The following is a 14,170-nucleotide window of genomic DNA, read 5'->3' on the forward strand; positions in this document are numbered from 1 at the left end:
ACGGATGCCTTACTTCGCAAAGAGCTGGCCGATATCGGCGAATGCCTTGAATTCGAGCGCGTTGCCGCTCGGATCGAGGAAGAACATCGTCGCCTGCTCGCCGACCTGACCCTTGAAGCGGATATACGGCTCGATCACGAACTTCGTGCCCGCGGCGCTAAGGCGGTCTGCGAGGGCGTGCCAGTCGTCCATCGAGAGTACGACGCCGAAGTGGCGCACCGGCACGTCGTGGCCATCGACCGGGTTGCGGCTGCGGTGGCCTATTTCGTCGGGGGCGAGGTGCGCGACCAGCTGATGGCCGAAGAAGTCGAAGTCGACCCAATCGGGTGAGCTGCGCCCTTCGGCGCAGCCGAGCAGTCCGCCGTAGAACGCGCGCGCGTCGTCGAGGCTCGTGACCGGAAAGGCGAGGTGAAACGGCTGCAGCGGACGCTGATTGATGCTCGTAGCCTGCGACATGGGATCCCCCGTGGCTGGTGGTACTGCCCACATTCTACTTTTTCAGGACCTTGCCCGCCGCCCTTTCACCGCGCGAGGCGCGGTGCCACGGCCGCAGGCGGGCGATGCTGCAAAGCAAAGCGAAAAAAATTGGTTTGGCGCGCGGGCGCTGCGGATCACAATCGATTCACGCTTTGTCGCCACAAGGAAAAAATCATGCTTTCGAGCGGAGGGACGCCCTGGCCGCCGGGACTCGTCACCGTGCCCGGGCTGCACGGCAGCGACGGCGCGCATTGGCAGACCTGGCTCGAGGGTCAGTTTTCGCGTGCGCTGCGGGTCGAGCAGGCCAACTGGGATGCCCCGGATCTCGCTGTCTGGAGCGCTGCGCTTTGTAGCTTGCTCGCGCGTGAGCGCGGGCCGTTCGTACTGGCCGCGCACAGCTTCGGCTGCCTCGTTGCGGCACATGCGTTGCAGCACGGTGCTGCTCGCGCCGATGTCGTGGGCGTTCTGTTTGTTGCGCCTGCAAGCCCGGAGAAATTCCGCTTCGCGGGCGCGTTCGATGCGCGACGCCTGAGTGTGCCGTCGATCCTGATCGGCAGCGAAACCGACCCGTGGATGCCGCTTTCCGGCGCACGCGAGCTTGCGCAGCGTCTGGGCAGCGCGTTTGTGAATCTCGGCGACGCGGGGCATATCAACACGGCAGCGGGCTTTGGGCCGTGGCCGCGTGCGAAGGATTTCATCGACACGCTTGTGCAGTGCGAGGCACCAAGGTCGCTGCACCATGCGCCGAACGCGAGCACCGAGGGCGGCCAGCGCGCGCTCGTGTGAGCCAGAGCCCGTCTTTCAGGACTTCAACATCTCGCGCAAGAGACGCGCCGTGTGCAGCGCGATCATGCCTTCCTCGTCGGTGCGAATGGCGAAGACCGGCACGCGGCTTTCGCGCGTGCTGACGTGATCGTGATTTGCGGCGTTCGCTTCCGGGTCGATTTCCATGCCGAAGAGCGGCTTGAGCCGCTCGACGACCTTCGCGCGGATCGGCGCCGAGTTTTCGCCGATGCCAGCCGTGAACACGAGTCCGTCGATTCCGCCCAGCCCCACCGCGAGCTTGCCGATCTCCTGCGCGATACGGAACGTGTAAAAGTCGACGGCGAGCTTCGCGTGTTCGCTGTCGCTCGCGAGCAGTTCGCGCATATCGCTGCTCACGCCCGACAGGCCCTTGAGCCCCGAGTCGTGATAGAGCAGCTTTTCGATCGCGTCGTGATCCATGCCGCGTTCCATCATCCACAGCACCACGCCCGCGTCGAGCGCGCCGCAGCGCGTGCCCATCGGCAGGCCGTCGAGCGCGGTCAGGCCCATGGTCGTCTCGACGCTTTTGCCGTTGTTCATCGCGCACAGGCTCGCGCCGTTGCCGAGATGCGCGACGATCACGCGTCCACGTGCGATGTCGGGCGCAACGAGATGCAGATGCCGCGAGATGTATTCATACGACAGGCCGTGAAATCCGTAACGGCGGATACCGTCCGCGAAATAGCTGTACGGCAACGCGAAGAGTTGCGCGAGGGTGCCCGTCGTCGCGTGGAAGGCCGTGTCGAAGCACGCGACCTGCGGAAGTTCGGGCGCGGCCTCGCGTACCGCACGGATCGCCGCGAGGTTGTGCGGCTGGTGTAGCGGGGCGAGCGGCGTGAGCGCGTCGAGCTCGTCGATGACTTTGTCGTCGATGAGCACCGCGTCCGCATAGTGCGGACCGCCGTGCACGACGCGATGTCCGATCGCGGCGGGCGGCGTTTCTCGCAGACCCACCGCGAGCACGAGGCGCAGGAGGCGGAAGGCGCCGTCGTGGTCGGCGACCTGTGCGACGGGAAAGTGCTCGTCGACGATGAGCTTCCCGTCGGCCATATGTGCGACCACGCGCGGCGCGACGCCGATGCCTTCGATCTGGCCGCCCGCGCCATGGATCGCGCGCATGCCGCCCTCGACGTTCGGATCGTCGATGACGCGATACACCGAACACTTGATGCTCGACGAGCCCGCGTTGACGACGAGCACGACATGGCCTTCATCGTGATGCGGATGCGCTGGTTGTGTACTCACGTGATCTCCTGTTGGCACGAGTCAGTGCTTTAGCTGTCGGGCTGAGTTAGCGCTTCAGCACTTACTCCGGCCCCACGCAGGGCACCTACTCTGGCCTCATGCAGCGTTGTTCTTGCCCGCGCGCCGCGCGTGCGCGACCAGCACCGCGATCGCGCAACTGCCGATGCGCGATCGCACAGTGTCGGCGCGGCTCGTGAGAATGATGGGCACGCGCGCGCCGAGGACAATACCGGCCGCTTCCGCGCCGGCAAGGAAAGTGAGTTGCTTCGCGAGCATGTTGCCCGCTTCGAGGTCGGGCACGAGCAGGATGTCCGGGTCGCCCGCGACCTCGGAGACGATGCCCTTGATATGTGCCGCTTCCTTGTTGATGGCGTTATCGAAGGCGAGCGGACCGTCGAGCATGGCACCCGTGATCTGGCCGCGGTCGGCCATCTTGCAGAGCGCGGCGGCGTCGATCGTCGAGGGCATCTTGTCGGATACGGTCTCGACTGCGGCGAGAATTGCGACCTTCGGCGTGACCATCCCGAGCGCCTGCACGAGTTCGATCGCGTTGCGTACGATGTCGGCCTTGTCGGCGAGCTTCGGGAAGATGTTGACGGCCGCGTCGGTGATGAAGAGCGGCTTGTGATACGAGGGCACGTCCATCGCGAAGACGTGCGACAGACGGCGCTCGGTGCGCAGGCCCGTGGTGGCCGATGCAACTTCGTGCAGGAGTTCGTCGCTGTGCAGGCTGCCCTTCATGAGCAGTTCGGCTTCGCCCGAGCGCACGGCGAGCACCGCGCGCGCCGCCGATGCATGGCTATGGGGCGCGTCGATGATCGTCACACCGTCGAGCGAGTGCTGTGCCTCCTCGGCCACGGCGCGAATCCTCGCCTCGGGTCCGATGAGCAGGGGGACGATCAGGCCGAGGCTCGCGGCGTCGAGTGCACCCGTGAGCGAAGAGACGTCGCACGGATGCGCCACGGCCGTGGGCACGGGCGCCAGGCTGCTGCAACGTTCGAGCAAAACCGAATACTTGTCGTGCGATGAAGCCATGGGGTGTCTCCAGGCTGTACCACGGAAGGACGGCGCCGTGCGTGGGGTCGGATGCTGCGGCGCGCAACGCGCTGACAGTGTAATGCAGCGCATCGCTTGCCGGCCGGAAAATGCGACGCACTGACGCTGCAGGGCGCGCAGCGCCGTGTCACGCGCCGTTCACGCGGTCCAGCGATGATGAACGATGGGCCATACGCTGTAGCCCTTTTTTACCTGCCTTGACTTTCGACAAGTCGCTGCCTACATTGGGATATTGCAGTGCAGCATAAATGCTGTGTCCCTACGTTATTCGGGCCCCCATGCGTCAAGCGCCGCGTTTTTTTCGCGTGCGCACATTGGCAGTCTGGCCGTGCTGAGCGCAGGCCGTGCGCGATGCGGCCGGTGGTTCCCCGTTAAAGGAGATTCGTGTCGTGGCAGTTTCCGCCCCTACGTCCGCCGCCGTTCCGTCCCTCGCTTCCTTTCCCGGCGTACCGGTTCCGGTCCCGGTTGCGATGCAGCCGCTCTATGAGTACCTCTACGACGCCTGGCAACGCAGCGTGCTGTTCCTCGACGTCCTGCGCGAGCGCGGCAATGAGACCTATCTGCACGAGAAAGCCGGCATGCCGCCGGTGCTGCGCTTCGAGTACGAAGTGATCGCCGATGGCCGCGAACTGAGCGATCCGTGCAACTACGCGCTCCTGCGAATGTTGCCCGAGGAGGGTGCACCCACCGATCCGCGCAAGCGTCCCTTCGTCGTCATCGATCCGCGCGCCGGCCATGGCCCCGGCATCGCGGGCTTCAAGATGGACAGCGAAGTGGGCATCGCCTTGCGCAAGGGGCATCCGTGCTACTTCGTGACGTTCTTCCCGGCGCCGTGCGAAACGCAGACCATTCAGTCGGTCGCGAAGGCCGAAGCCGTGTTCATCCGCAAGGTGCGCGAACTGCATCCGCAGTCGGATGGCCTGCCGTTCATCATCGGCAACTGCCAGGGTGGCTGGGCCGCCGCGCTGCTTGCGGCGTCGGCGCCGGAACTCGTCGGGCCGCTCATGCTCGCAGGCTCGCCGCTCTCGTACTGGGCGGGCGTCAAGGGCAAGAATCCGATGCGCTATTCGGGCGGCATGCTCGGCGGCACGTGGATGTCGTCGCTCGCGTCGGACCTCGGCGACGGCCACTTCGACGGCGCGCATCTCGTACAGAACTTCGAGAACCTCAATCCCTCGAACACGTTCTGGGGCAAGCTCTACAACCTCTACGCGAACGTCGATACGGAGCGCGAGCGCTTCCTCGAATTCGAGCGCTGGTGGGGCGGCCACTTCCAGCTGAACCGTGCCGAGATCGACTGGATCGTGCAGAACCTGTTCGTCGGCAATCACCTGACGCGCAATGAGGTGTATGCGAAGAACGCACGCGCGCCCGTCGATCTGCGCAACATCCGCACGCCGATCATCGTGCTCGCTTCCTGGGGCGACAACATCACGCCACCGCAGCAGGCGCTGAACTGGATTCCGGACCTCTACGCGAGCGTCGATGAAATCATCGCGAACGAACAGGTCATCGTCTATTGCCTGCACGACAAGGTCGGACACCTCGGCATCTTCGTTTCGTCGAGCGTGGCAAACAAGGAGCACACCGAACTATTTTCGGCGCTCGATTTGATCGACGTGCTGCCGCCGGGCCTCTACGAGGCGAAGATCACCGACACGAAACCGGAAGCGGGCCGCCTCGAAGCGCAAGAAGGGCGCTACGAGATCCGCTTCGAGCGGCGCGAGATCGAGGACATCCTCGCGCTCGACGACGGTCGCGACGACGAGCAGCCGTTCGAGGTGGTGCGCCGCTTCTCCGAGGTCAACCAGCGGAATTATGACCTGTATGCCTCGCCGTTCGTGCGGGCGTCGAGCAATGCGTTCTCCGCGCACATGCTGCGCGAGACGCATCCGTCGCGTCTCGAGCGCAGCGTGCTGAGCGACGCGAATCCGGCGCTACTCGTGCTGCCCGCCGTCGCGGAGCAAGTGCGCGAGCATCGTCAGCCCGCCGCGCCCGACAATCCATTCACGCTGCTCGAAAAGCAGATGTCGGCGAGCATCGAATCCGCGTGGGACACGTTCCGCGATACGCGCGATGCATGGATCGAGAGCACGTTCTACAACGTCTATACCGCGCCGTGGGTGCAGTCATTGCTGGGCGTCGCGCCGAACCAGCCGCTCGATCCGATCGCGCCGCCGATGGTGGAGCTGCGCAAGGAGCTTGCACAGCTGCGCTTGCGCGCGGCGCGCGAGAACCTGCGCACGGGCACGATCCTCGATGCGTTCATGCGCATCAGGGCGTACATCGTCGACGAGATGCGCACGGTGTCATACCGTCCGTTCCAGCGTATGCGTGAGCTTGCGCGCGAGTACCTCGGCGCGAAGGAGCCGACCATCGCCGAACTGAAGGAGGCTGCGCGACGCCAGGGTGCGATCGTGCAGCTCGATCCGAAGGCCGCGATCGCGGCGCTGCCCGACCTCGTGCCCGAAATGGCCACGCGGCGCGCGCTGCTCGCGGCGGTCTATCGCATTGCGACGGTGGCGGGTCCGCTCGAAGGCGAGCGCCGCGAGCGTTTCCGCGACGTGCAGCGGGCGCTCGGCATCGAGCCGGGCAGCGAGCGTGGTGAGTTGCCGCCGCCGAACGGTGGGGCGGCGTCAGGTGGCGGCGTGCCGGTGTCGGGTACGGTGGGTTCGGGCAACGTTGCGGGTGCCACGGGGCAGGTTGGCGCCGCTCAGGCTTTCGACCGTGTGGTGATCGCCGCGCCGGGTGACGGCGCGCCGAAGCAACCTGTCGCGAAGACGCCGGCGCGCGAGGCTGTCGCCACTGCCGATGCCACCAGCAAGAAAACGAAGCGCACACCGGCGAAGGGCAAGGTGGCGGCGAGTCGTGCCCATGCAAGTGCCGCGGACGCGCCCGCCGCCAAGACCGCGCGCCGCGCGCGTGCGGGTGCTGCGCCGTCGTCGGCGCGCGCCGCGGGAACGGCACCCGCACGCCGCCGCGCTACGCGCGCGTCGGGCGCATCGGACGAGTAACGTTACCGGCCCGGCGCTCGCCGGGGCCGCTCAAGTCGCGCGCGGCGTCGGGACTGCCCGACGTCGACCCGACGGTCGCCCACGCCGTCGAGGGCGTCAACATCACGGATGTGGGCGACACCTCGGCTTACCGCTCGCCGCGCTACGCGTGCCACATGAGCGGCAACACGGTCTGTATCGACGGCGGCGCGCACGTCACGGCGTGCGCGCCGCGCCGCTTATAACGAAACGGCAGAAGCTACATTCGAATCAATCTAACGAGCGCGTGGGATCCCGCTAGAATCGGTCGTCCGTTGTCAGCCGTATGAAAACAGCGGTAAACGACGACGCTTTCTTTCGACAGACGGGGACCATCATGGCAGGCTGGGGACGCGCATCGCGCTGGGTAGGCGCGGGCATCATCGCACTGGCGACGGGTGCTGCGCATGCGGACACGTCGCTGCTCAACGTCTCTTACGACGTGACGCGCGAGCTGTACAAGGACATCAACGCAAGCTTCATCGCCGACTATCAGAAGAAGACCGGCGAGACCGTATCGATCAAGCAGTCGCACGGTGCGTCGAGTGCGCAGGCGCTTTCGGTGCTCCAAGGCCTGCAGGCCGACGTCGTGACGATGAACCAGCCGAACGACATCGACTTGCTCGCGGAGAAAGGGCACATCGTGCCAGAGAGCTGGCGCGCTCGTCTGCCCAACGACAGCGCCCCGTACACCACGACGATGGTGTTCCTCGTGCGCAAGGGCAACCCGAAGCACATCAAAGACTGGGATGACCTCGCGAAGCCGGGTGTCCAGGTCGTGATCGCGAATCCGAAGACCTCGGGCAACGGCCGCTATACGTACCTTGCGGCGTGGGGCTATCGCAAGCTGCACGGCGCAACCGATGCGCAGGCGCTCGATTTCGAACGCGCGCTGATCAAGAACGTGCCGGTGCTGGACGCGGGCGGCCGGGGTGCCACGACGACGTTCACGCAGCGCGGTATCGGCGACGTGCTCGTGACGTTCGAGAACGAAGTGTCGCTGATCGACACGGGCGCCGATGGAAAGGAGTTCGAAGCAGTTTATCCGTCGGTGAGCCTGATTGCGGCGCCGCCGGTGACGATCGTCGACAAGGTCGTGGACAAGCGCGGCACGCGCAAGCTGGCGCAGGCGTATCTCGACTATCTGTACTCGCCGGCAGCGCAGGAAATCATCGCGCAGCACCACTTGCGTCCGCGCGATGCCGGCGTACTCGCGAAGCACGCCAGCGAATTCAAGCCGATCAAGACCTTCACGGTCGAGCAGATGTTCGGTGGCTGGCAGAAGGCACAGGCCACGCACTTCGCGGATGGCGGCACGTTCGACCAGATCGTCACCGGACGTGAATAACCGTCGATAACCGCCGCGCCGTTGCGCGCAAAAGAAAAAACGCCTCGCAGGTCACAGCCTGCGAGGCGTTTTGCTATTGGCGACCGGTTATCGGCTGGCCGCGCGCATCACCAGCGCCGCGGACCGTACCACTCGCGGCGGCCCGACCAGCGGCGGCCGTCCCAGTAGCGGTCGCCGTGCCAGCCGACATAGACGGCCGGCATCATCACGGGCGCAGGCTGATAGGCGGCGACGCGGACCGGCGGCGGCGCGACATACACCGGTGCGGGTGCAACGTACACCGGTGCGGGCACCCCAATGCTCAGGCCCACGGACACATGTGCCATTGCGGCTTGAGATGCGGTAAGGACGAGCGCCCCAGTGGCCACGGCAGCGAACAGTTTCGTTTTCATTGAAGCCCCCTTCGGTGGAAGAACGATTGCATGGCTTCAATCTAGCGGAGCGCGTTTCGCCTTGAGTTACCAAACTGCAACCATGTTCGACGAATTGTTCCAGGCTTGCTGGCGCGCTTTGGCGCTGTGCGATACACCATGCGCCCACGGCTGCCGCACGTTAATCGGCGCGTCGTACTGCGGTGCGTTGTAGCCGCGTTGATGGTGACCGCATGGCGTGCCCCACGCCTGAATAGGGCCGCTCGTGCAGAGGCCTGTAAGGCGGCGTAATAAAAGGGGGGCATTTCGTAATGAATGTAAAAAACCCGTAATTTAGAATAAGTACTTCATTAAGACGCGAAGCTTTCAGGGGTTCGCTTCAGCGTGAGGTATGTGATGCTTAACAAAATAGGTGTGCGGCAGCCCTCGCGTGCAGGCGAAGAGGCGTACAGAAAATCGCGCACATGGTCTGCGCCTGCACGGCGCGCCAGGAATACGTTTTTCAAGCTGTTCTACCGCTGGACCCACACGTGTGCGTTTCGCCACAACGAGCGGATCGCACATGGCGTCGAAATTTCGCGCGACGAAGGTGGCCGCCTCACTGGCATGAGCATCCGGGGCCACGCGCTCCCGTGCGTGAACGGCGAGCCGCATGTCGCGCCCGATCCGGCGGGCTGGCATCTCATTGCCACGGGCCCATCCGTCAACGAAATCGATTACAGGGCGCTGCCCATGCGCCGCGTGATGGGCGTCAACGGCGCCATTGCGTTGCAGGAGCGGCAGGGCGTGCGCTTCGACGACTACTGCATCGTGGATTGCGGCTTCGTACGGAATCGGCCCGACCTCGTCGAACGCATTATCAACGAGCCGCTCACGTTGTACGCGACGCCGTTCGTGCTCTGGTGCATCGCGGAGAAGTTCGACATCGCGCAAATGCGCTGCCGCGTGTTCCTGATCGATGAACTGTTGCGTCCCGCTGGACAGCGTGCGCTCACCGTCGATGACTTGCGTGCTGCGCACGACTACACATCACTCGCGCTGTTCGACGCACCCGAGGCGCTGGGTTTCAGTCTCGATATCCGGCGCGGTGTCTTCGAGGGCCGCACAGTTGCGTATGCCGCGCTGCAGGTGCTCGCCTCGCTCGGCGCGAAGCGCATCTTTTTGCACGGCGTCGATCTCTCCGATGCCGCACGCACGCCGCGCTTTTATGAATCGCCGGGCCAGATGCAGCCGAACCATCTCGACTGCAGTTTCCACGACTTCATCGAGCCGTCCTTTCGTCACGCGGCGGCGCTGCTGCGCAGCCGCGGTGTGCATGTGATGAATCTCTCGATGAAGAGCGCACTAAGCGAGGACGTCTTTCCGAAGGTGCGCTGGCAGACGCTCGCGCACGCGGCAACTGTGTGCGAGCCTGAACTCGCGGGACAAGCCGCGTCGGTATGATGTGACGCGCGTCGCGCGAACCGGGTGCTGCGGGGCGTGGCAACACCGTCGCTGCCCGCAACCTGGTCTCGAATTACTGCACCGAGACGTCCGCGAAGTTCTGGCGCCCGAACGGACTCACACGATAACCGCTCACATTCGTGCGGGTGATCGCCGCGGCGGTCGGGTAGCCGAGCGGAATCCACAGCGCCTGATCGTGGATGATTTTCTGCGCGGCTTCGTAGAGCTTCACGCGTTTGGCCTGATCGGCGGTGGCCTTGCCTTCGGAGATCAGCTTGTCGAGTTGAGGATCGCAGAAGCGCGCGAAGTTGATGCCCGATTGCACCGCATTGCAGCTGAAGAGCGGCGAGAGGTAATTGTCGGGGTCGCCGTTATCGCCGGCCCAGCCCATGAAAAGCGAGTCGTGCTGGCCTTGCTTCGCCTGCTTGATCAACTCGCCCCATTCGATCACCTTGATGTCCGCCTTCACGCCAATCTTCGCGAAGTCGGCCTGCAACAGTTCGGCACCGGCGCGCGGATTCGGATTGAGCACACTGCCGTTGGGGCGCACCCAGATCGTCGTTGAAAAGCCGTTCGGAAAACCCGCCTCGGCGAGCCATTGCTTCGCCTTCGCCGGATCATACGGATACGGCTGTACAGACTTGTTGTAGCCCCAGGTGATCGGCGGCCACGGATTCGTCGCCGGCGTCGCCGTGTTGTCGAACACGGTCTTCAGGTACGTCGTGCGGTCGAACGCCATGTTCAGCGCTTGACGCACCTTCTGGTTGTCGAGCGGCTTCTGCTGCGTGTTCAGCGCGACGAACGCCGTCATGAACGCGGGCGTCTCGACCACGTTCAGCGTCTTGTCGGCCTTCGCCGCCGCGACGTCCTGCGGCTTCGGAGAAAGCGCGATCTGGCATTCGCCGGCCTTCACCTTCTGTGCGCGCACTGCGGCGTCGGGTGTGATCGCGTAGATCAGACGTTCCACCTTCGGCTTCGGCCCCCAGTACGCCGGGTTCACGTCGTAGCGGATCAACGCGTCCTTCGTGTAGCTCTTCAGCACGAACGGGCCCGTACCGACCGGCTTCGCGTTGAGGTCGGTTTCATTGCCCGCTTTGTGGAGCTGGTCGGCGTATTCGGCGGAATAGACCGACGCGAAGCCCATCGTCAGGATCGCGAGAAACGTGGCGTTCGGCTCGGTCAGTACGAAGCGGACAGTGCTGTCGTCGACTTTGGATACGGACTTGATGAGCTTCGGCAATCCCATCGACTGTGCGTGCGGAAAGCCGCTCGCGCCCGCCACCTTGTGCCACGGATTGTTCGCATCGAGCATGCGTGCGAACGTGAAGACGACATCGTCGGCGTTCAGCGCGCGCGTGGGCTTGAACCATCCGGTCGTCTGGAATTGCACGTTGGGGCGCAGATGGAACGTGTACGTGAGGCCATCGGCGCTTACGTCCCACTTGTCGGCGAGCGCGGGCGCGACTTTCTTTGCAGCCTCGTCATACGCGACGAGCGAGTTGAAAATCACGTCCGCGGACGCGTTGGTCGTCACGAGCGAATTGAACTGCACGACGTCGAAACCGTCCGGGCTCGATTCGGTGCAGACCGTCAGTGGCTTCGCGAGCGTGCTCGCACTTGCGCAGGCGAGCGTGGCGCCGAGGACGCACAATGCGGCGGCGCGCAGGCCGACGAGCGCAGGGACGGGCGAGATGAGGCGCATGGATACTCCGGTTGTCTGCGGTAGCGTTCTGGCACACCCCGTCACGTGGGGTTGTTTTGCGCGCGACGCGGAATGGACGACGTGCGGTGTGGCGAGCGTGGGACGGCCCGATCGGGAAAGCTTATCGAAGGGAAATTGTCGGGACAACAACTTAATCCGCCTGGCCCGTGTGCACACGCGTTTTTTTCACCGCGTGTACCGGGGCCGCGCGGGCGTGCACGGCTCAGTGGTCGGCGGTGGCGCGCGGCTTGCGCGGGGCCTTCTCGAACACGCGGTCGTAGAGCCAGCGCGGCAGCGCGCGCAAGAGCGTTGCGGCCACGCGCATCGGCCACGGAAAGACCGCAAACGACGTGCCGTGCGCGATCGCATCGGCGGTTTTGGCGGCGAAGCGGTCGACGTCCATGAGAAACGGCATGCGATACGGATTCTTCGCCGTCATCGGCGTGCGGATATAGCCCGGCGCGATCGTGACGACGTTCACGCCGAACGGACGCATCTCGACGCGCAGCGCTTCGAGATAGGTCAGCGCCGCGGCCTTCGATGCGCTGTAGGCCCCCGAGCCTGGCAGCCCGCGCACACCGGCCACGCTCGCAATGCCGACTAGCGCGCCGTGCCGCGCTTCGCACATTGCGGCGGCGAACGGCTCGAAGGTGGCGACCATGCCGAAGTAGTTGGTGTCCATCACATCGCGAAAGGTTGCGAGGTCGCCGTGACCGGTGAGGGCGCCGCGGCTCACGCCCGCGTTGGCGATCACGACGTCCGGCAGGCCGTGCTCCGCGATGAACGCGCGCGCGGCAGCGGCGAGCGCATCGGCGTCGCGCACGTCGGCGGGGTAGATGGCGATGGGATGCTGCGGGTGGGACTGCTGGAAGCCAGCGATGGCATCGGCGCGGCGCGCGACGAGCCCGAGAATGGCGCCGCGCCGCGCGTATTCGGCGGCCAGCGCCGCGCCGATACCGCTCGACGCGCCGGTGATGAAGACCTTGAGCGGTTGACTCATACGGGCGCGCCGGGACTTACATCTGCTTCGCGCGGACTCGCGAGACGAGGTAGTCGAGCACCTCGAGCGTGCGCGGCAGGCTGTTGGTCTGGCCCGGGCCGGTCAAGTACTTGCCCTGAACGGCGAGCGTCGGGACACCGTTGATGTTGAACGCGGCGGTGACTTCCTTGTCGCGCTGGAGGGCGCTCTGCACCGAGAACGAGTTGTACGCCTCCATGAACTTCTTCGGATCGACGCCTTGGGTCGCGAGGAACTTGGCCTGATCCTCCGGCGTGAGCAGGTAGTTCTTGTTCACGTGGATTTCATTGAAGATAGCGGGCGTGAGCTTCTGCGAGAGACCCAGCGAATCGACCGCGTAGAACAGCTTCGAATGCGGGATGAAGTCGTCGCGGAACGCCACCGGCACGCGCTTGAACACGACGTCCGGGGCTTGCTTCTTGATCCAGGCTTCGAGGAGCGGATCGAATTCGGCACAGTGCGGGCAGCCGTACCACATGAACTCGATGACTTCGATTTTGCCCGCGGGCGCATTGACCGGCTGCGGAGTCGCGAGGGTCGAGTAGTCTTTGCCGGCCACGGGCGCGGCAGGCGCCGCATGCGCGAGCCCGACGAACATCGAGAGCGAGAGCAAAAGCGAACCAAGAATTCGTTTCATGTTCTGTTGACCTTCGTTGACTTGGCCGGCATAGCCGGCGTTGAACCGCATTGCCCCTTGCGCGAGCGACGCTCGTACCGGGCTTGCTCCGACATGCGGGGTTGCTGCGTTGCTTGTTGCCCGCGGGGTGCGCCGCCCGCGCGCCCTGCAAGCGGGCGGGACGGCGGCGCGGTGCGGGCGCCTGGGTTACTGCTTGCTGAAACGGATAACGGCTGTATCGATTCCCGCGTCTGACAGACGCTGACGCGTGGAGTTCATCTCGTCGAACTTCCCGAACGGGCCGATGCGGACTCGATAATACGTCACACCGCCCGCGTCGCGCTGGGTGACCTTCGATTCGAAGCCCTGAAACGCGAGACGCGCGCGCTGCTGCTCGGCGTCGGACGAGGTCTTGTACGCGCCTACCTGCAGGAAGTAGCCGGCGTTCGCGTCTGCGGCGCCAGGCGCTGCCGCGCTGCTCTGCGCAGGCTTGGCGGCCGGAGCGGGGACGGCCGTTGCGGACTTTTGCGGCTCATTGTTCGCGAGCGTCTGCGGCGGAATACCCGTCGACGACTTCTTCACGGGATTGGCCGCGTTGGCGTTGGCCACATCATTCGAACCGGCGGCGGGCGGGGCGACGGCAATGCCGTTCGCGCTCGCCGGGGCCGATCCCGGCACTTCGACGATCTGCGGCTCGTCGAGCATGCCCGGCTGCGACGGGTTCGCGGATTGACCCGGTGCTGTATTGGGCGGCGTGGTTTGCGCCGTCTGCGGTACCGGCTGGCCCGGCGACTTGCCCTGCAGCGCGCGGTTCGGGTCGTACTGGGCGTCGGGCTGGCTCGCGTCGGAGGCGGCCGGCGGGGCGACCTTCGCAACGAACGGCGTCGGCGCGCGCGTGATGTAGAGCGCTACCACCACCGCGATCGCGAGGCCGACAATCAGCCCCAGGACGACACCGAGAAACGTACCCCCGGACTGCTTCGACTGCTGTTTTGTAGTGCGGCGCGGTTGTGCCATCGTCTGAATCACCTGCAAACAAGGAATCCTGGAACTACCGC

Annotated in this window: 12 protein-coding genes; 4 read left to right on the forward strand and 8 right to left on the reverse strand. The window is 65.1% G+C overall.

Annotation, left to right across the window (positions count from 1 at the left end; translation table 11 throughout):
• Window positions 1-9: 9 nt before the first annotated feature.
• A complete protein-coding gene (locus tag L0U80_RS01010) occupies window positions 10-456 on the reverse strand; it encodes a VOC family protein (protein ID WP_233861936.1) in 447 nt (148 codons plus the stop codon).
• A 195-nt stretch (window positions 457-651) separates the two neighbouring features.
• On the opposite strand from L0U80_RS01010, the gene L0U80_RS01015 reads away from it, so the two are divergent.
• Window positions 652-1,263 carry an RBBP9/YdeN family alpha/beta hydrolase gene (locus tag L0U80_RS01015; protein ID WP_233861938.1) on the forward strand — a complete coding sequence of 204 codons (612 nt, stop codon included), beginning with the start codon at window positions 652-654 and terminating at the stop codon, window positions 1,261-1,263.
• A gap of 15 nt (window positions 1,264-1,278) precedes the next feature.
• On the opposite strand, the gene L0U80_RS01020 is transcribed toward L0U80_RS01015, so the two are convergent.
• Window positions 1,279-2,526 (reverse strand): acetate/propionate family kinase, encoded by a 1,248-nt coding sequence (locus L0U80_RS01020; protein ID WP_233861940.1) that lies wholly within the window; start codon window positions 2,524-2,526, stop codon window positions 1,279-1,281.
• Between the two features lie 96 nt (window positions 2,527-2,622).
• Complete coding sequence (locus tag L0U80_RS01025; protein WP_233861942.1) at window positions 2,623-3,561, reverse strand: bifunctional enoyl-CoA hydratase/phosphate acetyltransferase; 939 nt, start codon at window positions 3,559-3,561, stop codon at window positions 2,623-2,625.
• A gap of 410 nt (window positions 3,562-3,971) precedes the next feature.
• On the opposite strand from L0U80_RS01025, the gene L0U80_RS01030 reads away from it, so the two are divergent.
• Complete coding sequence (locus tag L0U80_RS01030) at window positions 3,972-6,596, forward strand: DUF3141 domain-containing protein (protein WP_308444836.1); 2,625 nt, start codon at window positions 3,972-3,974, stop codon at window positions 6,594-6,596.
• A gap of 355 nt (window positions 6,597-6,951) precedes the next feature.
• Window positions 6,952-7,962 carry a sulfate ABC transporter substrate-binding protein gene (locus tag L0U80_RS01035; RefSeq protein WP_233861944.1) on the forward strand — a complete coding sequence of 337 codons (1,011 nt, stop codon included), beginning with the start codon at window positions 6,952-6,954 and terminating at the stop codon, window positions 7,960-7,962.
• A 107-nt stretch (window positions 7,963-8,069) separates the two neighbouring features.
• On the opposite strand, the gene L0U80_RS01040 is transcribed toward L0U80_RS01035, so the two are convergent.
• Window positions 8,070-8,354 (reverse strand): hypothetical protein, encoded by a 285-nt coding sequence (locus L0U80_RS01040; RefSeq protein ID WP_233861946.1) that lies wholly within the window; start codon window positions 8,352-8,354, stop codon window positions 8,070-8,072.
• Between the two features lie 375 nt (window positions 8,355-8,729).
• On the opposite strand from L0U80_RS01040, the gene L0U80_RS01045 reads away from it, so the two are divergent.
• Window positions 8,730-9,776: a WaaZ-like lipopolysaccharide core biosynthesis protein gene (locus tag L0U80_RS01045; protein ID WP_233861948.1), complete on the forward strand. Its 1,047-nt coding sequence runs from the start codon at window positions 8,730-8,732 to the stop codon at window positions 9,774-9,776.
• A gap of 73 nt (window positions 9,777-9,849) precedes the next feature.
• On the opposite strand, the gene L0U80_RS01050 is transcribed toward L0U80_RS01045, so the two are convergent.
• From L0U80_RS01050 to L0U80_RS01065, 4 genes are all read right to left on the reverse strand, one after another.
• Complete coding sequence (locus L0U80_RS01050) at window positions 9,850-11,478, reverse strand: ABC transporter substrate-binding protein (RefSeq protein WP_233861949.1); 1,629 nt, start codon at window positions 11,476-11,478, stop codon at window positions 9,850-9,852.
• Window positions 11,479-11,701: 223 nt separating this feature from the next.
• The gene (locus tag L0U80_RS01055) at window positions 11,702-12,478 is read right to left on the reverse strand and encodes an SDR family oxidoreductase (protein ID WP_233861951.1); all 777 of its coding nucleotides are present in this window, start codon (window positions 12,476-12,478) and stop codon (window positions 11,702-11,704) included.
• Window positions 12,479-12,494: 16 nt separating this feature from the next.
• Window positions 12,495-13,133, reverse strand: a complete 639-nt coding sequence (locus L0U80_RS01060; protein ID WP_233861953.1) for a thiol:disulfide interchange protein DsbA/DsbL — start codon at window positions 13,131-13,133, stop codon at window positions 12,495-12,497.
• 186 nt (window positions 13,134-13,319) lie between these two features.
• Complete coding sequence (locus L0U80_RS01065; protein ID WP_233861955.1) at window positions 13,320-14,147, reverse strand: SPOR domain-containing protein; 828 nt, start codon at window positions 14,145-14,147, stop codon at window positions 13,320-13,322.
• Window positions 14,148-14,170 lie beyond the last annotated feature (23 nt).

Source organism: Paraburkholderia adhaesiva, assembly GCF_021390575.1.
Lineage (GTDB): Bacteria > Pseudomonadota > Gammaproteobacteria > Burkholderiales > Burkholderiaceae > Paraburkholderia > Paraburkholderia adhaesiva.